This window comes from Isoptericola cucumis (assembly GCF_014635665.1).
Taxonomy (GTDB): domain Bacteria; phylum Actinomycetota; class Actinomycetes; order Actinomycetales; family Cellulomonadaceae; genus Isoptericola; species Isoptericola cucumis.
In genome coordinates this window covers 47,197-69,123 of the sequence record NZ_BMDG01000004.1, presented here as the reverse complement: position 1 = coordinate 69,123, position 21,927 = coordinate 47,197, and the positions used below count along the sequence as shown (strand labels likewise).

Annotated in this window: 21 protein-coding genes; 9 read left to right on the top strand and 12 right to left on the bottom strand. The window is 73.9% G+C overall.

The features are described 5' to 3' along the window. Positions 1 to 22 precede the first annotated feature (22 nt). The 6 genes from IEW03_RS06555 to IEW03_RS06530 all read right to left on the bottom strand — a co-directional run bounded on the left by IEW03_RS06555 (position 23) and on the right by IEW03_RS06530 (position 7,303). The gene (locus IEW03_RS06555; RefSeq protein WP_188522864.1) at positions 23 to 1,969 is read right to left on the bottom strand and encodes an ABC transporter ATP-binding protein; all 1,947 of its coding nucleotides are present in this window, start codon (positions 1,967 to 1,969) and stop codon (positions 23 to 25) included. Continuing rightward, on the bottom strand, positions 1,966 to 3,717 hold the full coding sequence (locus IEW03_RS06550) for an ABC transporter ATP-binding protein (RefSeq protein ID WP_188522863.1): 1,752 nt from the start codon (positions 3,715 to 3,717) through the stop codon (positions 1,966 to 1,968). Before IEW03_RS06550 ends, IEW03_RS06555 begins: the two co-directional genes overlap by 4 nt. Beyond that, positions 3,717 to 4,460 carry a TetR/AcrR family transcriptional regulator gene (locus IEW03_RS06545; RefSeq protein WP_229737685.1) on the bottom strand — a complete coding sequence of 248 codons (744 nt, stop codon included), beginning with the start codon at positions 4,458 to 4,460 and terminating at the stop codon, positions 3,717 to 3,719. Before IEW03_RS06545 ends, IEW03_RS06550 begins: the two co-directional genes overlap by 1 nt. Before the next feature lie 152 nt (positions 4,461 to 4,612). Beyond that, positions 4,613 to 5,821 (bottom strand): SPFH domain-containing protein, encoded by a 1,209-nt coding sequence (locus IEW03_RS06540; protein ID WP_371870606.1) that lies wholly within the window; start codon positions 5,819 to 5,821, stop codon positions 4,613 to 4,615. Positions 5,822 to 5,931: 110 nt separating this feature from the next. After that, complete coding sequence (locus tag IEW03_RS06535; RefSeq protein ID WP_188522861.1) at positions 5,932 to 6,411, bottom strand: NfeD family protein; 480 nt, start codon at positions 6,409 to 6,411, stop codon at positions 5,932 to 5,934. A gap of 94 nt (positions 6,412 to 6,505) precedes the next feature. Then, positions 6,506 to 7,303, bottom strand: a complete 798-nt coding sequence (locus tag IEW03_RS06530; RefSeq protein WP_188522860.1) for an ABC transporter ATP-binding protein — start codon at positions 7,301 to 7,303, stop codon at positions 6,506 to 6,508. 119 nt (positions 7,304 to 7,422) lie between these two features. On the opposite strand from IEW03_RS06530, the gene IEW03_RS06525 reads away from it, so the two are divergent. Continuing rightward, positions 7,423 to 8,226 (top strand): Rv1486c family protein, encoded by an 804-nt coding sequence (locus IEW03_RS06525; RefSeq protein WP_188522859.1) that lies wholly within the window; start codon positions 7,423 to 7,425, stop codon positions 8,224 to 8,226. Between the two features lie 36 nt (positions 8,227 to 8,262). Here the strand turns inward: IEW03_RS06525 and glgA are convergent, their stop codons facing one another. Beyond that, a complete protein-coding gene (gene glgA, locus IEW03_RS06520; protein ID WP_194446511.1) occupies positions 8,263 to 9,555 on the bottom strand; it encodes a glycogen synthase in 1,293 nt (430 codons plus the stop codon). Positions 9,556 to 9,629: 74 nt separating this feature from the next. Between glgA and glgC the strand changes: the two genes are divergently transcribed. The 4 genes from glgC (at position 9,630) to IEW03_RS06500 (ending at position 13,715) form a co-directional block, all read left to right on the top strand. Then, positions 9,630 to 10,874 (top strand): glucose-1-phosphate adenylyltransferase, encoded by a 1,245-nt coding sequence (gene glgC / locus IEW03_RS06515; RefSeq protein ID WP_188522858.1) that lies wholly within the window; start codon positions 9,630 to 9,632, stop codon positions 10,872 to 10,874. Positions 10,875 to 11,034: 160 nt separating this feature from the next. After that, the gene (serB, locus tag IEW03_RS06510; protein WP_229737823.1) at positions 11,035 to 11,649 is read left to right on the top strand and encodes a phosphoserine phosphatase SerB; all 615 of its coding nucleotides are present in this window, start codon (positions 11,035 to 11,037) and stop codon (positions 11,647 to 11,649) included. 78 nt (positions 11,650 to 11,727) lie between these two features. Beyond that, positions 11,728 to 13,152, top strand: coding sequence for a purine-cytosine permease family protein (locus IEW03_RS06505; protein WP_188522856.1), 1,425 nt, complete (start codon positions 11,728 to 11,730; stop codon positions 13,150 to 13,152). Then, a complete protein-coding gene (locus IEW03_RS06500) occupies positions 13,149 to 13,715 on the top strand; it encodes a cysteine hydrolase family protein (protein ID WP_188522855.1) in 567 nt (188 codons plus the stop codon). The genes IEW03_RS06505 and IEW03_RS06500 overlap by 4 nt, the downstream gene beginning before the upstream one ends. Before the next feature lie 21 nt (positions 13,716 to 13,736). Here the strand turns inward: IEW03_RS06500 and IEW03_RS06495 are convergent, their stop codons facing one another. The 3 genes from IEW03_RS06495 to fabG form a co-directional block, all read right to left on the bottom strand. Continuing rightward, complete coding sequence (locus IEW03_RS06495; RefSeq protein WP_229737683.1) at positions 13,737 to 14,282, bottom strand: SixA phosphatase family protein; 546 nt, start codon at positions 14,280 to 14,282, stop codon at positions 13,737 to 13,739. Between the two features lie 35 nt (positions 14,283 to 14,317). Continuing rightward, entirely contained in the window at positions 14,318 to 15,082 is a 765-nt protein-coding gene (fabI, locus tag IEW03_RS06490; protein WP_188522854.1) for an enoyl-ACP reductase FabI, read from the bottom strand. Between the two features lie 105 nt (positions 15,083 to 15,187). Next, on the bottom strand, positions 15,188 to 15,973 hold the full coding sequence (gene fabG, locus IEW03_RS06485) for a 3-oxoacyl-ACP reductase FabG (RefSeq protein WP_371870597.1): 786 nt from the start codon (positions 15,971 to 15,973) through the stop codon (positions 15,188 to 15,190). Between the two features lie 259 nt (positions 15,974 to 16,232). Between fabG and IEW03_RS06480 the strand changes: the two genes are divergently transcribed. The 3 genes from IEW03_RS06480 to IEW03_RS06475 are packed head-to-tail and all read left to right on the top strand — an operon-like array spanning position 16,233 to position 17,940. After that, the gene (locus IEW03_RS06480; protein WP_229737670.1) at positions 16,233 to 16,682 is read left to right on the top strand and encodes a DUF3099 domain-containing protein; all 450 of its coding nucleotides are present in this window, start codon (positions 16,233 to 16,235) and stop codon (positions 16,680 to 16,682) included. Then, complete coding sequence (locus IEW03_RS20355; RefSeq protein WP_229737668.1) at positions 16,682 to 16,918, top strand: hypothetical protein; 237 nt, start codon at positions 16,682 to 16,684, stop codon at positions 16,916 to 16,918. Before IEW03_RS06480 ends, IEW03_RS20355 begins: the two co-directional genes overlap by 1 nt. Further along, positions 16,915 to 17,940, top strand: coding sequence for an SURF1 family cytochrome oxidase biogenesis protein (locus IEW03_RS06475; protein WP_229737667.1), 1,026 nt, complete (start codon positions 16,915 to 16,917; stop codon positions 17,938 to 17,940). The genes IEW03_RS20355 and IEW03_RS06475 overlap by 4 nt, the downstream gene beginning before the upstream one ends. Here the strand turns inward: IEW03_RS06475 and IEW03_RS06470 are convergent. Continuing rightward, the gene (locus IEW03_RS06470; RefSeq protein ID WP_188522851.1) at positions 17,913 to 19,511 is read right to left on the bottom strand and encodes an ABC-F family ATP-binding cassette domain-containing protein; all 1,599 of its coding nucleotides are present in this window, start codon (positions 19,509 to 19,511) and stop codon (positions 17,913 to 17,915) included. The two genes, IEW03_RS06475 and IEW03_RS06470, sit on opposite strands and share 28 nt — an antisense overlap. 116 nt (positions 19,512 to 19,627) lie before the next feature. Next, the gene (locus tag IEW03_RS06465) at positions 19,628 to 20,365 is read right to left on the bottom strand and encodes a Type 1 glutamine amidotransferase-like domain-containing protein (protein WP_188522850.1); all 738 of its coding nucleotides are present in this window, start codon (positions 20,363 to 20,365) and stop codon (positions 19,628 to 19,630) included. An 87-nt stretch (positions 20,366 to 20,452) separates the two neighbouring features. Here IEW03_RS06465 and IEW03_RS06460 point away from each other — a divergent pair, with 87 nt between their 5' ends. After that, positions 20,453 to 21,925: a DUF2809 domain-containing protein gene (locus IEW03_RS06460; protein ID WP_188522849.1), complete on the top strand. Its 1,473-nt coding sequence runs from the start codon at positions 20,453 to 20,455 to the stop codon at positions 21,923 to 21,925. Positions 21,926 to 21,927: the final 2 nt, after the last annotated feature.

Below are 21,927 nucleotides of genomic sequence, written 5' to 3'. Positions count from 1 at the left end.
CCGGGCCCTGCCCCCGTCAGGGTCAGACGCCGGCCGGGCCCGCCACCACGTCCTCCTCATCCACCGCCGGCGCACTGAACTGCGAGGCGTACAGCCGCGCGTAGGCGCCGCCCGCGGCGAGCAGCGTCTCGTGGTCGCCCTGCTCCACGATCTGCCCGTGCTCCATGACGACGATCGTGTCGGCGTCGCGGATCGTCGACAGCCGGTGCGCGATGACGAACGAGGTGCGGTTCGCCCGGAGCGCGTTCATCGCCTGCTGCACCAGCACCTCGGTGCGGGTGTCGACGGAGCTCGTCGCCTCGTCGAGCACGAGGATCTCCGGGTCCGCGAGGAACGCCCGCGCGATCGTCAGCAGCTGCTTCTCGCCGGCCGACAGGGCCGTCGCCTCGTCGTCCAGCACCGTGTCGTAGCCGTCGGGCAGGGTGCGCACGAACGGGTCGACGTGCGTGGCTTCGGTGGCGGCGAGGAACTCCTCGTCGCTCACCGTCGACCCGTCGCGCACCCCGTACCGGAGGTTCTCGGCGATGGTGCCCTTGAACAGCCAGGTGTCCTGCAGCACCATGCCGATCCGCGAGCGCAGATCGTCGCGCGTCATGGCCCGCGTGTCCACGCCGTCCAGCGTGATCCGCCCGTCGTCCACCTCGTAGAAGCGCATGAGCAGGTTGACCATCGTCGTCTTGCCGGCGCCCGTGGGCCCGACGATCGCGATCGTCTGGCCGGGCTCCGCCACGAGGTCGAGGCGGGAGATGAGCGGCGCCTCGGGGTCGTAGGAGAACGACACGTCCTCGAACGCGACCCGGCCCTGCACGTGCGCGAGCCGCTGCGGCTCGTCCGGGTCCGGGTCCTGCTCCGGCGCGTCCAGCAGCTCGAAGACCCGCTCGGCCGACGCGACGCCGGACTGCAGCAGGTTCATCATCGACGCGATCTGCGTCAGGGGCTGGGTGAACTGCCGCGAGTACTGGATGAACGCCTGCACGTCGCCCAGCGAGAGCTGGCCGGACGCCACCCGCAGGCCGCCGACGACGGCGACGACCACGTAGTTGAGGTTGGACAGGAAGCCCATCGAGGGCTGCATCGTGCCCGAGATGAACTGCGACCTGCGCGACGCGTCGTACAACGCCTCGTTCTCCTCGGCGAACGTCGCGGCCGCCGCGTCCTGCCGCCCGTACACCTTGACCAGCGAGTGGCCGGTGAACATCTCCTCGACGTGCGCGTTGAGACGGCCGGTGGCCGCCCACTGCGCCACGAACTGCGGCTGCGAGCGCTTCGCGATCTGCATGGTGAGGATCACGGACAGCGGCACGGTGACGAGGGCGACCAGCGCCAGCACCCACGAGATCCAGAACATCATCCCGAGCACGCCGACCACCGTGAGCACGGAGGTGACGAGCTGGGCGAGCGTCTGCGTCGTCGTCTGCGCGACGTTGTCGATGTCGTTGGTGACCCGCGAGAGGATCTCGCCCTTGGCCTGCTTGTCCGCGTAACTCAGCGGGATCCGGTGCAGCTTGGCCTCGACGTCGTCGCGCAGGCGCCGCATCGTGTTCTGCACGGCGATCGTCATGATGCGCGCCTGCAACCAGCCGAAGAGGAACGCCCCGACGTAGATCGCGAGCACCACCATCAGGATCTGCGCGAGCCGCTCGAAGTCGACGCCCTGACCCGGCACCAGGCCGGGCATGGACTCGAGCAGGCTGGCCTGCGTGTCGTTGCCCGACTCGCGCAGCCCGGCGACCACATGGTCCACGGTGGCGCCGGCCGGGAGGCCGGCCCCGACCACGCCGGCGAAGATGACGTTCGTCGCGTCGCCGAGGATCTTCGGCCCGACCACGGTCAGGGCCACCGAGACCACGCCGCACAGGGTGAGCAGGACGACGCGCGCCCGCTCGGGCCGCATCACCCCCGCGAACCGCTTGAGCGACCCGACGAAGTTCATCGGCTTGGCGCCGGGCGCCACACGGTCGGCGCTCATGCTGCCTCCTCGAGGGACATCTGGGACGTGACGATCTCCTGGTAGGTCTCGTTGTCGGCGAGCAGCTCGGTGTGCGTCCCCCGCCCGACGACGCGCCCGTGGTCGAGCACGAGGATCTGGTCGGCGTCACGGATGGTCGCCACCCGCTGGGCGACGACGAGGACGGTCGCGTCCTGCGTGCGGGGCCGCAGCGCGGACCGGAGCCGCGCGTCGGTGCTGTAGTCGAGCGCGGAGAACGAGTCGTCGAACAGGTACACCCGGGGCCGCCGCACCACGGCGCGCGCGATCGCGAGCCGTTGCCGCTGCCCGCCGGAGAACGTCGTGCCGCCCTGGGCCACCGGCGCCTCGAGGCCCTCGGGGAGCGCCTCGACGAAGTCGCGCGCCTGCGCGATCTCGAGCGCCGCCCACATCTCCTCCTCGGTCGCGTCGCCCTTGCCGTAGCGCAGGTTGTCGGCCACCGTGCCGCTGAACAGGAACGCCTTCTGCGGCACCAGGCCGAGCAGCGAACCGAGGTCACCGGTCGCGAGGTCGCGCACGTCGACGCCGTCCACCAGCACGCGCCCCTCGGTGGCGTCGAACAGCCGCGGCACCAGGCCCAGCAGCGTCGTCTTCCCGGCGCCCGTGGAGCCGATGATCGCCGTGACCCGGCCCGGCGACGCCGTGAACGTCAGGTCGTGCAGCACGGGCTCGTCGGCGCCCGGGTAGTGGAAGCCGACCCCCTCGAACCGGACCTCGCCCCGGGGGCCCGCCCCGTCCGCGAGGGACCCGAGGTCCACCGGCGCGGCCGGTTCGGTCACGGAGGTCTCGGTGGACAGGACCTCGCTGATGCGGCCCGCCGCCACGGAGGCGCGTGGGACCATCATCACCATCATCGTCGACATCATGACGGCCATGAGGATGTACATGATGTAGCTGAGGAACGCCATGAGCGCCCCCACCTGCATCTCGCCGTTCTCGATGCGCTGCGCCCCGAACCACAGGACCGCGACGCTCGAGGCGTTCATGATGAGCATGACCATCGGGAACGCCAGGGCCATGAGCTTGCCGGCGTTCAGCGACGTGTCGTACAGCGCCTCGTTGGTGGCGCCGAACCGCTCCAGCTCACGACGCTCGCGGACGAAGGCCCGGACCACGCGCAGGCCGGAGATCTGCTCGCGCAGCACCCCGTTGATCGCGTCGATCCGCTTCTGCATCGCCTTGAAGTACGGCACCATCCGCCACATCAGCAGCCCGACCGCGATGCCCAGCACCGGCACCACCACGAGCAGGAGCGCGGAGAGCTCCACGTCCTCCTGCAGCGCCATGATGACCCCGCCGACCATCATGATCGGCGCCATCACCATGATGGTGAAGGTCATCAGCACGACCATCATCACCTGCTGCACGTCGTTGGTCGTGCGGGTGATGAGCGACGGGGCGCCGAACTGGCCGAGCTCGCGCGCCGAGAAGCCCTGGACGGAGTCGAACAGGTCCCGGCGCACGTCGCGACCGAGCGCGGTCGCGGCCCGCGCCCCCAGGAACACCGCGCCGATCGCGCACGCGACCTGGACGAGGCTCACGACGAGCATCCAGCCGCCGACGCGCATGATGTAGGCCGTGTCGCCCAGGGTCACCCCGTTGTCGACGATGTCGGCGTTGAGGGACGGCAGGTACAGCGAGGCGAGCGTCGCGAGCAGCTGCAGCACCAGCAGCAGGCCCACGGCGCCGGAGTACGGGCGCAGGTAGGTCCGCGCCAGGGAGACGAGCATCAGGGCTCCTGGTGGTGGGGGGTCGGGGGCGTCGCCCCGGGGAGATTCTCGGGTGCCGAGGGCTCGTGGTCCCGTTCTTTTTCTCGGTCGTCCACGATGCCGTGCACGAGCGCGTCGGCGACGACCTCGGGCGGCGGCGCGGGCACGAGCCGGTCGACCCGGCCGTGCGTGCCCGCGATGCTCGCCTCCAGGAGGGCGACCGCGACGTCGACCGGCACGCGCAGCCGGTGGGCGTCGGGCGTCAGGACGGCGGTCAGCCCCTCCACCGTGGCGGCCCGCTGCCGCTCGCGCTGCTCGGCCAGCTCGACGCGGAACTTGAGCACGTGCTCGGGGGCGGCCTCGTCGCGGGCACCGGTGCGGTGGTGCAGCAGCCGCAGCACGCCCATCCAGCGCACCACGTCCGCCATGCGGCGCCGGCCCAGGCCGATCACCTGGGCGAGCCGCTCCTCGAGCGGCAGCCCGAGGTCGATCGCGGCGAGCTCGGCCCGTGTCTCCTCGGGGCCGGACGCGCGGTGCAGCCCTTCGACCGCCACCGCCCCGATCAGGGTGTGCTTGTCGCCGAACGCCCGGAACAGGGTGCCCTCCGCGACGCCCGCGGCCTCGGCGAGCTCGCGCGACGTCACGTCGACGCCGCGCTCCCCCACGAGCGGGAGCACCGCGGCCGCGATCGCGGCCCGCCGGTCGTCGGGCGACATGGGGGCGGCGCGGCCGGCGGGGTCGGGGGCTGCGGGAGGCGGGGGCACGCCTCGGACCCTAACTGAGTGAGCACTCACTCCGCAAGGCGTGCGGCCGGCCGGGCCGGGCCACGCACGACGAGAGGGCCGCCATCCGCCCGGATGACGACCCTCGTCGCGTGGTGACCGTGCCCGGCCACCGGACGGTCACGGCTGACCGGTCACTGCTGCGGCGCCTCCGGCTCGTCCGGCTCGCCGCCGAGCGTGCGCGGCTCGGGGCCGGTCGCCGGCGGCGTGGGCCCGGCGCCCGACGGGCGCTGCCCGCGGGTCTCGCTCGGGTCGAACGGGGCACCCGAGCGGGTCCCCGCACTGGTGGCCTCGGCGGTGGCCGCCTCGGCCTGGCGGCGGGCCTCGGCGAGCGCCTCGCCCGGGTCGGTGAGACCGGACGATCCCAGCATCGACGACCGGGCACGCTGGGCCGCCGACCCCTCACCCTCGTCGTCGGCGGACGGCGGCGTCGGGATCCCGGGGGTCCCCGGCACGCCGCCGAAGCCCTGCGCGATCGAGCCGAGCGCGGCTGTGAACTCCGTCGGCACGACCCACAGCTTCGAGGCGGTGCCGTTGGCGATCTGGGGCAGCATCTGCAGGTACTGGTAGGCCAGCAGCTTGGGGTCGGCGTCACCGGTGTGGATGGCGTCGAAGACTTGGAGGATCGCGCGCGCCTCGCCCTCCGCGGTGAGGATCTGCGCCTGGGCGTCACCCTCGGCCCGCAGGATCTGGGACTGCTTCTCGCCCTCGGCGGTGAGGATCTGCGACTGCTTGACACCCTCGGCGGTCAGGATGGTGGCACGGCGGTCGCGCTCGGCGCGCATCTGCTGCTCCATCGCGCCCTGCACGCTCTGCGGCGGGTCGATCGACTTGAGCTCGACGCGGTTGACGCGCACCCCCCAGCGCCCGGTCGCCTCGTCCAGGACGCCCCGGAGCTGACCGTTGATCTGGTCGCGGCTCGTCAGCGTCTGCTCGAGGTCCATGGACCCGACGACGTTACGCAGCGTGGTGACGGTGAGCTGCTCGATACCGGTGATGTAGTTCGCGATCTCGTAGACGGCGGACTTGGGCTCGGTGACCTGGAAGTAGATGACGGTGTCGATGCTCACCACGAGGTTGTCCGACGTGATCACCGGCTGCGGCGGGAACGAGACGACCTGCTCGCGCAGGTCCACCTTGGCCCGCACCTTGTCGATGAAGGGCACCAGCCAGTGCAGGCCGGGCTCGAACGTCTTGCTGTAGCGACCGAGCCGTTCGATGACCTGCGCGGTGGCCTGCGGGACGACCTGCACCATCTTGAACAGCGCCACGACCACGAAGATGACGAGCGCGAGGATCACGATCCACAGCACGATGGTCCCGGCAGAGGGGTCGGACACGATGGTCCCTTTCTGTCGATGTCGTTCGGGAGTCGATCAGGTTCTGCCGGCGGACCGGCGGGTGGTGCACGGCGACGCGCCGCCCGGCCGCCTCGGGGCGGTCCGGGCGACGGTCACGCGCTGGGCTCGTGCTGGGAGTGCGACGAGCCGACGGGCTCGACGACGGCGGTCGCGCCGTCGATGCGCAGCACGCGCATCTCGGTTCCCTCGGGGACCCGCGGCGAGGAGTTCGGGATCCCGTCGTCCTCGAGGCGGGCGCTCCAGACCTCGCCGGCCAGCTTCACCCGGCCCCCGGTCTCGGTGACCTCCGTGAGCGCCACGACCGGACGCCCCACGTGGGCGGCGGCGTTCGTCTCGACGAGGGGTACGCGCTGGCGCAGGTGCTGCAGCACCCAGGGCCGCAGCACGAAGATGAGGAGCAGGGCGACGGCGCAGGCCACGACGAACTGCAGCCACAGCTCGCCGCCAGCGGCTGCCGTCACGGCGCCCCCGAGGGCGCCACCGGCCAGCATGATGAACACGAGGTCGAGCGACAGCATCTCGACGGCGCCCAGCACCAGCGCCGCGCCGACCCACCACAGCCACGAATCCATGGTCACCTCCGCCTGGCCCCTGCCGCCGGGCCGGATGCCGCAGCCACAGGGTTTTGCACAGACTTTACCAAGTATTCCCCGGCTCGGGGAACACTCAGCGCGCGGCGGGCCGGGCCGCCCGGGCGAGCCAGCGCCCGCCGCCGTGCGCGACCATCAGCGGGATCCCGAAGGCCGCCGACAGGTTGTCGGCGGTGAGCACCTCCGCGATCGGGCCGGCGGCCTGGACGGTGCCCTGCCCGAGCAGCAGCAGATGGGTGAAACCGGGCGGGATCTCCTCGACGTGGTGGGTCACCAGCACCAGGACCGGCGACGCCTCGTCGGTCGCGAGCTCGGAGAGCGCGCCCACCAGCTCCTCGCGGCCCGCCAGGTCGAGACCGGCGGCCGGCTCGTCGAGCAGCAGCATCTCGGGGTCGGTCATGAGGGCCCGCGCGATCTGCACCCGCTTGCGCTCGCCCTCGGACAGGGTGCCGTAGTGCCGCTCCGACAGGTCGGCGACGTCGAAGGCCGCGAGCAGGTCCGTGGCGCGCTGCTCGTCGAACTCCTCGTAGTCCTCCTGCCACCGGCCGGTCACGCCGTACGCCGCCGTGAGGACGACGTCGCGTACCCGCTCGTGGCCGGGGATACGGTCGGCGAGCGCCGCCGAGGAGAACCCGATGCGCGGGCGCAGCTCGAAGACGTCGACGCGGCCCAGCCGCTCCCCCAGCAGGTCGGCGGTGCCCGACGTCGGGTGCGACCGGGCCGCGAGGATCTGCAGCAGCGTCGTCTTGCCCGCGCCGTTGGGGCCCAGGACCACCCAGCGCTCGCCCTCGTTCACCTGCCAGTCCACGCCGTCGAGGATGGTGGACTTGCCGCGTCGGACAGTGACGCCCTTCAGGTCGAGAACCGCGCTCATGAGGCACGACCCTACCCGAGCGACGTCCCCGCTCCGGCCCTCGTCCGGGGCGCGGCGGCGGTGTCCCCGGCCGCCGCTCGAGGCCCGGTCCTGCCGCCCGAACGTCTACCCTGTGGCGGGTGGACGCCGACCCGAACGCACTGCCGCGAAGCGTCGTGCTCGCGCTGTGGCTGGGCTCCGTGGGCGCCGCCCCCGGGGTCGTGGTCCGCAGCGTGCAGGACGACGACGAACCCCACACCGTCACCGGCCTGCCCCTCGCCGCGCCCGGTCGCGCGACGGCCGACGACGCCACGCTCGACGGCGCCACGCTCAAGGACCTGGCCGCCGCCTGGTCCGACGGCCCCCGCGAGGTGTGCGCGCTCCTGCCCGCGCCCGGCGACCCCGCCGGCGTCCCCGCGGCCGCGAACCTCGCGGCGACGGAGGCCGGCGAGTGCGTCGTGGTCACGACCGCCGCCGGTTCCTGGGCGGCCGTCCCCCGCGTCACCGCGTTCGGTACCGCCCTCGAGCCGGGTCACCTGGTCCACTGGGAGGTGCAGGCCGTCCCGGCCTGGACCACCCTGGTCGCCGGGGCGCTCGGCTCGCTCGCCGACGCCGAGCGCGAGCTGCGCACGAGCCTCGTGGTCGCCACCGACGCGCTCGACTCCCTCGACGTGGCCCGCTGGCGCGACGACGCCGCCGACGCGATCGAGCGCGTCCGGCAGGCGACGACCTCCCGCTGGCCGGTGCCCACGCTGGACGGGCGCCGGGCGCGGGTGGTGCAGCTCGCGACGCGCCTGCTGGCCATCGTGGACCTCGCCACCGCCGACGACGGCGGCGCCGTGAACCTGTGGCAGTCCGACCAGCGCTCCACCGCGCTGCGGGAGGTCGAGCGCACCGCCCGGCACGCGCTGTCGGCGGCGACCTACTCGTCCGTCCCGGGCTGACCCGCCGCCCCTCGTCAGCCCGTCGGCCACCGGACGTCAGCCCGCGAGCACGGCGCGGTAGACGTCCATCGTGCGGTCGGCGATCGCCGCCCAGGAGAAGCGCTCCGCGGCCCGGCGCCGGCCCGCCGCCCCCATCTCGGCCGCCCGCGCCGGGTCGGCGAGGACGGCGGTCAGGGCCGCGGCGAGGTCGGCCACGTACCGGTCCGGGTCGAGCGGTGTCCCGGTGCCGTCGTCGGCCTGCTCGATCGGCACCAGCGCCCCGGTGACGCCGTCGTCGACGACCTCCGGGATGCCGCCGGTCGCCGTGCCGACCACCGGCAGGCCCACCGCCATCGCCTCGAGGTTGACGATCCCCAGCGGCTCGTAGACGGACGGGCACACGAAGACCGTGCCGGCCGCGAGCACCGCGACCAGGTCGGGGCGCGGCAGCATCTGCTCGATCCACACCACGCCGGCGTCGTCGTGCGCGGCCCTGCCCGCGCCGCCCGTGCCGGCACCCGCGCCGCCGCGCACGCGTCGCAGGTCGGCCACCAGGGCGCGCACCTCCGCCATGATCTCCGGCGTGTCCGGGGCGCCGGCGCACAGCACGACCTGGACCTCACGCGGCAGCAGGGCGGCGGCGCGCAGCAGGGAGGGCAGGCCCTTCTGCCGGGTGATGCGCCCGACGAACACGACCGCCGGACGGTCCGGGTCGATCCCGAGCTCGCGCACGACACGCTCGGCCTCGGGGTCGCCCGCCGGCGGCCGCTGCCAGCCGGCCAGGTCGATGCCGTTGTGCACCACGTGCACCCGGTCCGGGTCGAGCTCCGGGTACACCCGCAGGATGTCGGCGCGCATGCCCGCCGAGACCGCGATCACGCCGGCCGCGCCCAGGTAGGCCGTCCGTTCCGCCCAGGAGGACAGGGCGTAGCCGCCCCCGAGCTGCTCGGCCTTCCAGGGCCGCAGCGGCTCAAGGGAGTGCGCCGTCACGACGTGCGGCACCCCGTGCAGCAGCGAGGCCACGTGCCCGCCGAGGTTGGCGTACCAGGTGTGGGAGTGCACGACGTCGGCCCCGGCGACGTCCGCGGCCATCGCGAGGTCGACGCCGAGCGTGCCGAGCGCCGGGTTGACGTGCGCGAGCGGCCCCGGGACCTCGTAGCCCGTGACGCCGTCGCCCGCGTCCTGCCGGGTGCCGTCGAAGCAGCGCACCCGCACGTCGGCGTGCGGCCGCAGCACGGCCGACAGCTCCGCGACGTGCACCCCCGCCCCGCCGTAGACGTGCGGGGGGTACTCGCGGGTCAGCAGGTCGACCCGGAGGGTGTCCGACGGCGTGCTCGGGGGCGTGCTCACGCCGTCCAACCTATCGCCCGGCCCCGCTCGCGGGTCGCCCGGCGCGGCCGGCCCGGACGCCCTAGTGTCGTGGCATGGCAGCGTCCCACCCCCGCGTGCTCGCGATCGTCCTCGCCGGCGGCGAGGGGAAACGGCTCATGCCGCTCACCGCGCAGCGCGCCAAGCCCGCGGTGCCGTTCGGCGGCATCTACCGGCTCGTGGACTTCGCGCTCTCGAACATCATCAACTCGCACTACCTGCACGTCGTCGTGCTCACGCAGTACAAGTCGCACTCCCTGGACCGGCACATCTCCAAGACCTGGCGGATGTCCGCGCTGCTGGGCAACTACGTCTCGTCGGTACCCGCGCAGCAGCGCGTCGGCAAGCACTGGTACCTGGGCAGCGCGGACGCGATCTACCAGTGCCTCAACATCATCGACGACGAGCGGCCGGACATCGTCGTCGTCGTGGGCGCCGACCACGTGTACCGCATGGACTTCTCCCAGATGGTCGACGCGCACGTCGAGTCCGGGGCGCGGGCCACCGTCGCGGCGATCCGCCAGCCGATCGCGCTCGCCGACCAGTTCGGCGTCCTCGACGTGGACCCCGCGGACCCGACCCGCATCCGGGACTTCCTCGAGAAGCCGACCAGCCCCGTCGGGCTGCCCGACTCCCCCACCGAGGTGCTCGCCTCGATGGGCAACTATGTGTTCGACGCCGACGCGCTCGTCGAGGCCGTCACGAAGGACTCGGCCGACCCGGACTCCCGCCACGACATGGGCGGCGACATCGTCCCGGCCTTCGTCGCCGAGGGCACGGCCGGCGTGTACGACTTCATCCGCAACGACGTCCCCGGCGCCACCGACCGGGACCGCGACTACTGGCGCGACGTCGGCACGATCGACGCCTACTTCGAGGCCAACAAGGACCTCATCGCGGTGCAGCCCGTGTTCAACCTCTACAACACCGACTGGCCCGTGTACACGGGCTACACCGGGCTGCCGCCGGCGAAGTTCGTGCACGCGGGGGCCGGCCGCCTGGGGCACGCCGCAGACTCGATCGTCTCGCCTGGCGTCCTCATCTCCGGCGCGACCGTCGCAGGGTCCATCCTGTCCCCGGGCGCGCACCTGCACTCCTGGGCTACCGTCACCGACTCCGTCGTGATGGACAACGTCCAGGTGCACCGGCACGCCCAGGTCCACCGCGCCATCCTCGACAAGAACGTGGTGGTGGGCGAGCGGGCACGCGTCGGCGTCGACCACGACGAGGACCGGGCCCGCGGGTTCACCGTCTCCGAGTCGGGGATCACCGTCGTCCCGAAGGGCACCGTCCTTGCTTGATCCCACCTCCTACGACCCGGCGCCGCCCTCGACGCAGGCCTCGACGCCGGGCGCCCCCGTCCGCTCGCACGCGCAGCCGCACCCCGACCGGCGGTCCTGGGACGGCTCACGGCGACGCCTCGTCGTCACGGACGTCGACTCGACGTTCGTCACCGCCGAGGTGATCGAGCTGCTCGCCGACCACGCGGGCACGCGCGAGCAGGTCGCCGCCGTCACGGAGCGCGCGATGGCCGGCGAGCTCGACTTCGCGGGCTCGCTGCGCGAGCGGGTCGCGACCCTCGCGGGCGTGCCCGTCTCCGCGCTCGACGCGGTGCGCGAGTCCCTCGAGCTCACCCCGGGCGCCGCGGAGCTGGTCGCCGAGACCCACCGCCGGGGCTGGGAGTTCGGCCTCGTCTCGGGCGGGTTCGCGGAGATCCTCGAGCCTCTCGCGACGTCGCTCGGCATCCGGCTGTGGCGGGCCAACCGCCTCGAGGTCGCGGGCGGCGTGCTCACCGGCCGCACCGTCGGGCCCGTGATCGACCGCGCCGACAAGGCCGCGACGCTGCGGCGCTGGGCCGCGGCGTGCGGCGTGCCCATGGTCGACACCGTCGCCGTCGGTGACGGCGCCAACGACCTCGACATGATCGCCGCCGCCGGCATCGGCGTCGCCTTCGCCGCGAAGCCCGTCGTGCGGGCGCAGGCGCCGTTCAGCATCGACGGCCCCCGGATCGACGCGGTGCTCGACATCATCGACCAGGTCGACACCGCAGCAGGTCGCACGCCCCCGCCGGCCTGAGCACCGGCACGCCCGTCGTGCCTGGTCGCCGGGCCGCAGCCGTAGCGCCGGGTGGCCGGCCTGCGGGAGGATCGAGGCATGGCGACCACGGTCGAGACCAACGCGCTCAACACCATCGACGAGTCCGAGCGGCACGGGCGGCCCCGCGACCTCTTCTGGCCCTGGTTCGCGGCGAACGTCTCCGTGCTCGGTCTCGGGTACGGCTCCTACCTCCTGGCGTTCGACGTCTCGTTCGCCCAGGCCGTGGTCGTCGGGGTCGTCGGGATCGTCGTCTCGTTCCTGTTCTGCGGGTTCGTCTCCCTGGCCGGACGGCGCGGCAGCGCGCCGACCATGGTGCTCAGCCGGGCCGCGTTCGGGGTACGCGGCAACGCCCTGCCGTCGCTGCTGTCCTGGATCCTCACGGTCGGCTGGGAGACGGTGCTCGTCTCCCTGGCGACCCTCGCGACCGCGACCGTGCTGGGCACGCTCGGCTGGGGCGGGGGCACCGTCACGCAGGCGGTGACGCTCGGCGTCGTGGCACTCGTCGTGGTCGCGGCCGGGGTGTTCGGCTTCCAGCTCGTGATGCGGCTGCAGCAGGTGATCACGGTGCTCACGGCCGTGCTCACGGCCGTGTACGTCGTGCTGGTCGCCGGGCACGTGGACTGGGCGGCCGTGGCCGCGATCCCGCCGGGCACCGCGCCCCAGGTCGTCGGCGGCCTGGTCTTCATGATGACCGGCTTCGGGCTCGGCTGGGTGAACATGGCGGCCGACTACTCGCGCTACCTGCCCCGATCGGCCTCCGGGCGGGGCGTGGTCGGCTGGACGACGTTCGGGGCGTCCCTGCCGCCGGTGCTGCTGCTGGTCGCCGGCCTGCTGCTCGCCGGGTCCGACCCGGCCCTGGCCGACGCGATCGGCGCGGACCCGATCGGCGCGCTCGCCACGCTGCTGCCCACGTGGTTCCTGGTGCCGTTCATGCTCGTGGCCCTGGCCGGGCTGGTCGGCGGCGCGGCGCTCGACATCTACTCCTCGGGACTGGCGCTCCTGGCCCTCGGGCTGCCCGCCCCGCGCTGGGTGGCCGCCGCGCTCGACGGCGTCCTCATGGTGCTCGGCGCCGTCTACGTCGTCTTCGTCGCCGACGACTTCTTCGGCCCGTTCCAGGGCTTCCTCATCACCCTCGGCGTCCCGATCGCCGCGTGGTGCGGGGTGCTGCTGGCGGACATCGCCCTGCGCCGCCGCGACTACGCCGAGGCCGACCTCTACGACGCGGCCGGGCGATACGGCCGGGTGCGATGGCCCGCGGTGACTCTCGTGGTCGTCGGGACGGCGATCGGCTGGGGGCTGGTCACCAACACGTACGCCGGCTGGCTCTCCTGGCAGGGCTACCTGCTCGGGCCGCTCGGCCTCGGCGGGCGCGACGGCACGTGGGCGGGAGCGAACCTCGGCGTGCTCGTCGCGCTCGTGCTGGGCTTCGTCGGCACGCTGGCAGCCAGCTCGCGCGCCGTCCGGCGCCAGGAGGGGCGATGAGCTCCGGCGGCGGGGCGTCGCACGACGCGTGGCTCGTGGCCGTCGACATGCAGCGCGTCTTCGCCGACCCGCCGAGCCCGTGGTCGTCGCCGGACTTCCCCGCGGCGCTGAGCGGCGTGCGGCGGCTGCTGCCCGCGTTCCCGGGGCGCGTCGCGTACACGCGGTACGTCGCGCCGTCCGAACCCCGCGGCGCGTGGGCCGACTACTTCGCCGCGTGGCCGTTCGCGCTGGTGCCGCCGGACGACCCGCTGTACGACCTCGTCGACGGCCTCGACCCCGGCGGCGCGCCGGTGGTCACGGCAGCGACGTTCGGCAAGTGGGGGCCGGAGCTCGCCGCCGCGACCGGAGGGGCGGGCACGCTCGTGGTCGCCGGCGTGTCCACCGACTGCTGCGTGCTGTCGACGGTGCTCGCCGCCGCCGACGCCGGACGTCACGTGCGGGTGGTCGCCGACGCGTGCGCCGGGGCGAGCCGCGCGGACCACGAGCGAGCCCTCGACACGATGCGCCTCTACGCGCCGCTCGTCGAGGTCACGACCGTCGCCGAGGTCCTCGGCGACGCCTGACCGCCGCCTGACCCGCCGGCGTCAGGACGGGCGGCCGACGTGCACGAGCCGCGCGGCCGCGCGGCCCCAGTCGGACCACGGGCGGTCGGCGGCGGTCTCCAGGACGGAGTACGTCGCCGTCGGCACGCCCACGCGCACCTGCGCGAGGGCGGCGTCGTCCGACCCCTCGGCGGCCAGGTAGGAGGCCGTGGCCGCCATCGTGGGCTCGTGACCGATGACGAGGACGGTGCCCATCGCGGGCGGGACCTCCCGCAGCAGGTCGAGCACGTCGCCGACGCTCGCCTCGTAGAGCTCGTCGCGCACCTGCAGCTCGATCCCGGACGCGCCGTCGAGGTGCGCCGAGGCGAGGTCCCAGGTCTGCCGGGTGCGGAGCGCGGAGGAGACGAGAGCGAGGTCGGGCACCAGCCCGGCGGCGGTGAGGGCCATGCCGACCCGGCCGGCCTGCTTGCGCCCGTTCAGGGCCAGCGGACGCCGGTCGTCGACCACGACACCGCGGCCGGGCTCGGCCTTGGCATGGCGCAGCAGCACGAGCCGCCGACGCGGCACCGCATCCTCTGGGTGAGCCACGCTCTCATCCGCTCCGTCTCGTCACGTCGGTCCGATCACTGCCCCATCGCGTGCACACCGCCGTCGACGTGGACGATCTCCGCGGTCGTGGCAGGGAACCAGTCCGACAGGAGCGCCACCACGGCACGTGCCGCCGGCTCCGCGGTCGTCTGGTCCCAGCCGAGCGGGGCACGCTGCGGCCAGGCGTCCTCCATGGTCGCGAAGCCCGGGATGGACTTGGCGGCCGTGGTACGGATCGGCCCGGCGGAGACGAGGTTACACCGGATGCCGTGCGGCCCGAGGTCACGGGCCAGGTACCGGTTGGCGGACTCGAGACCGGCCTTCGCCACGCCCATCCAGTCGTAGACCGGCCAGGCGAACGTCGCGTCGAACGTGAGCCCGACGTAGGCGCCGCCGTCCATCAGCGGCCGCGCCGCCTCGATGAGCGACTTGTAGGAGTAGGTGGAGATCTGCATGGCCGTCGCGACGTCCGGCCACTCGGCGGAGAGGAAGTTGCCGCCCATGACGGACTGGGGCGCGAAGCCGATCGAGTGCACCACGCCGTCCAGGCGGTCGGTGTGCTCCTTGACCCGGTCGGCGAGGGCGGCGAGGTCCTCGGCGCTGGTCACGTCGAGCTCGACCACCGGCGCCTCGACGGGCAGCCGCTTGGCGAACGCCTGGGTGAGCTTCATCTGCCGGCCGAAGGAGCTGAGGATGACCTCGGCGCCCTGCTCCTGCGCCAGCCGCGCCGCGTGGAACGCGATCGAGCTGTCGGTGAGGACGCCGGTGATGAGGAGCTTCTTGCCGTCGAGCAGAGCCATGATGACCTTTCGGAGGGTGCTGGTGGGAGCGTAGCGGCCCGGGGCCGCGGGAGGGGAGGCGCCGCCGCGCCGGGGCAGCGGACGGACGAAAGCGGTGGCGCGGGGTCAGTGACCCATGCCGAGCCCGCCGTCGACGGGGATCACCGCGCCGGACACGTACGCGGCGGCGTCGGAGGCGAGGAACTGGACCACGCCGGCCACCTCCTCGGTGGAGGCGAACCGGCCGGCCGGGATCGACGCCTTGTACTCCTTCTGCGTCGCCTCCGGCAGGGCCGCGGTCATGTCGGTCTCGACGAAACCGGGCGCGACGACGTTCGCCGTGATCCCCCGGCCGCCGAGCTCGCGGGTGATCGAGCGGGCCATGCCGACCAGGGCGGCCTTGGACGACGAGTAGTTGACCTGTCCGGGCCCGCCGTACAGGCCGATGACCGAGCCGAGGAGGACGATGCGGCCCTTGCGGGCGCGGATCATGCCCTTGGAGGCGCGGCGCACGCAGCGGAAGGTGCCCGTGAGGTTGACGTCCAGCACGGTCTCGAAGTCCTCGTCGCTCATCCGCATGAGCAGCTGGTCGCGGGTCACGCCCGCGTTGGCGACCAGCACCTCGACCGGGCCCAGCGTCTTCTCGATCTCGGCGAAGGCGCCGTCGACGGCCGCGCTGTCGGTGACGTCGGCGACGAAGCCGTGCACCCCGGCCGGCAGGTCGCCGCCGCGGTAGAGCGTCGCGACGGTGTCGCCCGCGGCGACGAAGCGCTCGGCGATGGTGCGCCCGATGCCTCGTGCGGCGCCGGTCACGACGACGACGCGGGGGGTCTCGGCCTCGGACGGCGTGGCGGGGGCGTCGGTCACGGTGGATCTCCTCGTGTCGGCTGACGTGGTCGGTCCGGCTGGCATGGCCCGGTGGCCTGGTCGCTGGGACGGCCGACGGGACGCCGGGGTGCTGCCGGGACGCGTGCGTGGGGCAGCATCTCCCGGCACGCTCGCCCGACGCTACCTGCCGGGCCACGGCCCGCCCGGTCACGACGAGCCACAGGCGGCCCCGGCTGTTTGTCGGATACCTACAACTCCGCAGCCGCCGTCCGCCGTTCCCGACGTGCGTGCCGCGGCCCGCTGAGGGGCCCGGGGGACGTGCGCGGCGCCGTAGACTGGCCGGGTGAGCAATGCCCACGTGCCCTCGATCACGGGTGCTCCCGAGTCGCTCGCCGAGGACCAGGCCCGGCGCACGCGGCGGTACCTGGTGCAGATGGGCGTGCGCCTCGTGTGCTTCCTGTCCGCGATCTTCCTCGCGAAGGACGTGCTCTGGCTGCAGCTGCTGCTCCTCGCGGCCGCCGTCGTGCTCCCCTACTCGGCCGTGCTGTTCGCCAACGCCGGCCGCGACCGCGTCACGTACGACACGTCGCCCGTGACCGGCCGCGAACCCGCCGCGCTGCCCGCGGAGCCCTCCGCCGCGCCCGCGGGCGGCACGGTCCCGGCCGCGGACCGGGTCATCGAGCACCAGGACGAGCGCGACGCCGAGGGCGAGGTCCAGGGCGAGGGCGAGGGCGAGCGCCAGGACGACCGGCAGGACGAGAGCCCGCAGGGCACGACGGAGGATGATCGTTGATGGACGTGCTCGGGCTCGGCGCCGACCCCGTCGCGGGCGAGCTGATCTGCTCGGCCAAGGGCTGCCGCTCCGAGGCGCAGTGGGGCCTGCTGTGGAACAACCCGCGCCTGCACACCCCCGAGCGGCGCAAGGTGTGGCTCGCCTGCGACGACCACCGCACCCACCTCGAGGAGTTCCTCGGTGCCCGGTCGTTCTGGAAGCAGACGGTCCCGGTCGCGGAGCTCGATCGCGAGTGACCGGCCCCACCTTCCCGCTCCGCCCCGCCGGCGCAGGCCGGCCGCCCGCTCCGTCCCCCGCCGCTGGTGACCCGTCCGCTCCCCCGGCGCCGCGGACCCGCCGCCAGTGGGTCACCCTCGGCGTCGCGGCCGTGCTGCTCGCCGCCCTGTGCGTGCTCGCCGCCGTCTGGCAGTGGCACCGCTACACCGACCGCGAGGCGCAGATCGACCTGGTCGAGGCGAACTACGCCGCCGAGCCCGCCCCCCTGGGCGACCTCCTGGCGGCTCCCGGCACCACGCTCGCGGACGCCGACGTCTGGCACCCGGCCGTCGCGACCGGGACCTACCGCACGCAGGACACCGTGCTGCTGCGCAACCGCCCGGTCGGCGGCAAGCCCGGGTTCCACGTCCTCGTCCCGTTCGAGACCACGGCCGGCGACGGCTCGCGGCTGGTGCTGGTCGTCGACCGCGGCTTCGTGCCCCAGGGCGACGACGCCGCCTCCCCGTCGTCCGTCCCCGCGCCGCCGGAGGGCGAGGTCGAGGTGGTGATGACGATGCGCGCCGACGAACCGTCGTCGGGCCGCGGCGCGCCCGCCGGCCAGGTGCAGGCGATCAACACCGACCAGGTGCTCGCCGCCGGGGCGGACGGAGCCGCGTGGGCCGACGGAGCGACCGCGGTCGCGTACGGGCAGGTGCGCACGGAGGACCCGGCGCCGGGCCAGGTGCTCGGCGCCCTGCCCGAGCCGGACACCTCCCCCGGGTCGCACCTGAGCTACGCGTTCCAGTGGTGCATCTTCGCGCTCGGCGCCGTCGGTGGCTACGTCGTGCTGTGGCGCCGCGAGACCCGCCCTGCGACGGTCACCGCGGGCGACCTCATCGCCGCGGACCGGCCCGACGGCGAGGGCGACGGGACCACCGGGGCGGCCGTGCGCGCCCGCCGGGCACCGCGCCGCCGCCTCGACGAGGACTACGAGGACGCCCTCGTGGACGCCGCCGAGGCGGGCGACGGCGGCCGTCAGGCCAGCGACACCAGCTCGGCGTAGTCCTCCGACCACAGGTCCTCGTCGCCGTCCGGGAGCAGGAGCACCCGGTCCGGCTCGAGGGCGTCCACGGCGCCGTCGTCGTGCGTGACCATCACGACCGCGCCCTCGTAGGTGTTCAGCGCCCCGAGGATCTCGGCGCGCGACGCGGGGTCGAGGTTGTTCGTCGGCTCGTCGAGGAGCAGGACGTTGGCGCTGGACACGACGAGCGTCGCGAGCGCCAGCCGGGTCTTCTCGCCGCCGGAGAGCACGTTCGCCGGCTTGTCGGCGTCGTCCCCGCTGAACAGGAACGAGCCGAGCACCGACCGGACCTGGGTGTCGGTGAGGTCGGGGGCCGCGTGGCGCAGGTTCTCCACCACGGTCGCGTCCATGTCCAGGGTGTCGTGCTCCTGGGCGTAGTAGCCGATCTTGAGCCCGTGCCCGGGCACCACCCGTCCGGTGTCGGAGCCCTCCACCCCGGCGAGGATGCGCAGCAGCGTCGTCTTGCCCGCGCCGTTGAAGCCCAGGACGACGACCCGCGAGCCGCGGTCGATGGCCAGGTCGACGCCCGCGAAGACCTCCTGCGAGCCGTAGCTCTTGGACAGCTCCTCGGCCGTGAGCGGGGTGCGGCCGCACGGGGCCGGCTTCGGGAACCGCAGGTGCGCGACCTTGTCGGCGCGCCGCTCGCCCTCGAGGCCCGACATCATGCGCTCGGCCCGCTTCATCATGTTCTGCGCGGCGGTCGCCTTGGTGGCCTTGGCCCGCATCTTGTCGGCCTGCGCGAGGAGGGCGCCGGCCTTCTTCTCGGCGTTGGCGCGCTCCCGGCGCCGGCGCCGCTCGTCCTGCTCGCGCTGGGCGATGTAGGCGTCCCAGCCGAGGTTGTACTGGTCGAGCTCGCCCCGGTTGGCGTCCAGGTGGAACACCTTGTTCACGGTCGCGCGCAGCAGCTCCACGTCGTGGCTGATGACGATGAAGCCGCCCGGGTAGGACTTCAGGTAGTCGCGCAGCCAGATGATGCTGTCGGCGTCCAGGTGGTTGGTCGGCTCGTCCAGCAGCAGGGTCTCCACACCGGAGAACAGGATGCGCGCGAGCTCGATCCGGCGCCGCTGCCCGCCCGAGAGCGTGTGCAGCGGCTGGGCGAGCACGCGGTCGTCGAGGCCGAGGTTGCTCGTGATCCGGTGCGCCTCCGACTCCGCCGCGTACCCGCCGGCGGCGAGGAAGCGGGCCTCGAGCTTCGGGTAGCGCTCCAGCGCCGCCTCCTGCGTGTCCGCGTCGGCGCTCGCCATGAGCCCCTCCGTCTCACGCATCTGGGCGACGATCCGGTCGAGGCCGCGGGCGCTGAGGACGCGGTCCATGGCGACGACGTCCAGGTCGCCGGTGCGCGGGTCCTGCGGGAGGTAGCCGATGTCGGTGCCCCGCGTGATCTTCCCGCCGGTCGGCAGGGTGTCCCCGGCCAGGGTCTTGGTGAGCGTGGTCTTGCCCGCACCGTTGCGGCCGACGAGACCGATGCGGTCGCCGGCGGCGACGCGGAAGGTCGCCTCGTGCAGGAGGACGCGAGCGCCGAAGCGCAGCTCGACGCCGTGGGCGGTGATCAAGGCAGGGGTGTCCTTCGGACGATGGTGGGGGGCCGGGTCAGTCTAGGCCTCCTGCGCCGGCCCCACGAGGACGTAGGTCACAGGAGCGGTCGCGGGCCGTGGCGCGCGGGCCCGGATCAGGACGCGGGTCGGGACGCGGGCCGGGACGCGGGCCGGAGGTTCCGCACGGCGACCGGTGTCTCGGTCGCGCCGTCGTGGCCCCGCTCGACCCGGAAGACGGGCCGGTCGGGCCGCTCGCACACGGCCTCCACCAGCTCGCCGTCCACGAACCGCGCCGCCGCGTACTCGTCGACGGCGTAGCCGCCGGGCAGCACGCCGGCACCGACCCAGCCGAGGTACGACTCCCGCCGGCCCGGCTCGCCGAGGTAGTGCGGGCACGCGCTGCCGGCCAGGAACCCGAGGCCGTCGTCCAGGGCCGCGAGCGGGCCGAAGGAGTCGGTCGACGACGACGAGAACCAGCAGTTCATCCCCGCGCTGATGCCGGCGAGGATCGTCCCGCCCGCCGCGGCCTTCTCCAGCAGGGCGGGCAGCCCGTGCAGGCGCCACACCGCCAGCAGGTTCGCCGTCGACCCGCCGCCGACGTACACGACGTCCTGGTCGAGCAGCATCTGCGGGTCGGTGTAGCCCCACGGCTCGTGGCAGAACAGCGAGAGCACGGACGTCTCGGCCCGGCCGGCGAACGCGGCCTCGAACCGCTGGGCGTACGTGTCGGCGTCGCCGCTGGCCGTCGGGACGAAGCACACCTTCGGCACCGACCTGCCCGTGAGGTCGAGCAGGTGGTCGTCGATGGCCGACGAGCCGTCGTCGGACATCGAGAAGCCGCCGCCACCCAGGGCCAGGACCGTTCCGATCATGCGTCGCACCCTACTGAGCGCCCCCGCCCGACGCTCCTCGTTTTCCGGGCGGTCCGGGGGCGGTCGCGCGCTCGGTAGGGTTCGCGGGTGACCCGCGTCCCCCGCACGGCCTCGGCCCTCCTCGTGCTCCTCGTGGTCGCCGCCGGCCTGGCGGCCCGCGAGCTGCTTCCCGGCGCCGTCGGCGGCCCGGTCGGCGACGGCCTCTACGCCGTGCTCGTCGTCCTCCTCGTCGCGCTCGTCCGGCCGCGCACGACCCCGGTCGTCGCGGCCGTGGTCGCCCTGGTCGTGTGCGCGGCGATCGAGCTCTCGCACCTCACGCCGTACCCGGCGCAGGTGCTCGAGCGGCTCCCCGAGGCGCGGTACGTGCTCGGCACCACCTTCACCGTGACCGACCTGGCCTGGTACGCACTGGGCGCGGCCGTCGGGGGCGTGCTGCTCGCGGCCGTCACGCCGCGGCCGCGGGTGGTCGACCAGTCGCTGCGGCACCTGCGCTCGGCGGGCAAGCATCGCCGCGGGCCGCGGGTCGTGCCGCTGGTCCTCGTGCTCCTGCTCGCGGGCGGCGCGGTCGTCGGCTGGTTCATGTGGTCCGAGACGCAGGACCTCGACGCCAAGGTCGACGACGCCCGGGCCGCGCACGCCGCCTCGGCCGACAAGGTCGCCGACGACGCGGTCCGGGCCGACCTCGAGGCGGCGATCGGCGACGCCGAGACGGTGCTCGCGGGGACGCCGGTCCTCGACCGGCTCCCGGGGGACGCCACCGACGCCCGCGAGCGCCTGGACCGCGAGCTCGAGACCGTCCACGACTCCCGGGTGGAGTTCGCGCTCGCCGAGGCCGCCGAGGCCCGCACCGCGCTGGAGCCGGCCCGCCGGCGCGCCGAGGGCGTGCTGGCCGCGACCCAGGAGCTGCGCGAGGACGGGCAGGGCGCGAACGAGGCCGTGAGCGCCGCCTTGCGCACGTCCCTCGACTCGGCGGACGAGACCCTGGCCGCGACCGACGAGAAGGCCCTCGCCGAGGCCGGGCTCGCCCGGCTGGAGGACGTCGCCGCGGGCCTGGCCGTCCGCCTCGGCGACCTCGAGGGTGCCACCACCGACCTCCTGACCGCCCAGGACGCCGTCGTCTGCCCCGAGCCCGACCAGGTCTGGTTCCCCCAGGCGGGCAAGCTCTCGGAGAAGGAGCTCGCGCCCCTGCCCTGGGCGCCCGGGTACGCGGTCCGCGCCGACGTCGTGGACGGCCTGGTGAAGCTCAACGACGCCTACCGCGCGCACTTCGGCGAGGACCTGACCGTCAACTCCGCGTACCGCAGCTACGACCAGCAGGTCGAGGTGTACGACCCGGAGGACCCGAACCCGCTCGCCGCCCCGCCCGGCTGCTCCAACCACGGCCTCGGCACCGCCGTCGACCTCAGCATGGGACCGGAGGGGTTCGACGGTGACCGGTACGCGTGGCTGAAGGAGCACGCCGAGCAGTTCGGCTGGACCCACCCCGACTGGGCGGAGCCGAACGGCCGGCTCCCCGAGCCGTGGCACTGGCAGTCGGTGAAGACCCCGGTCGAGTACTGACG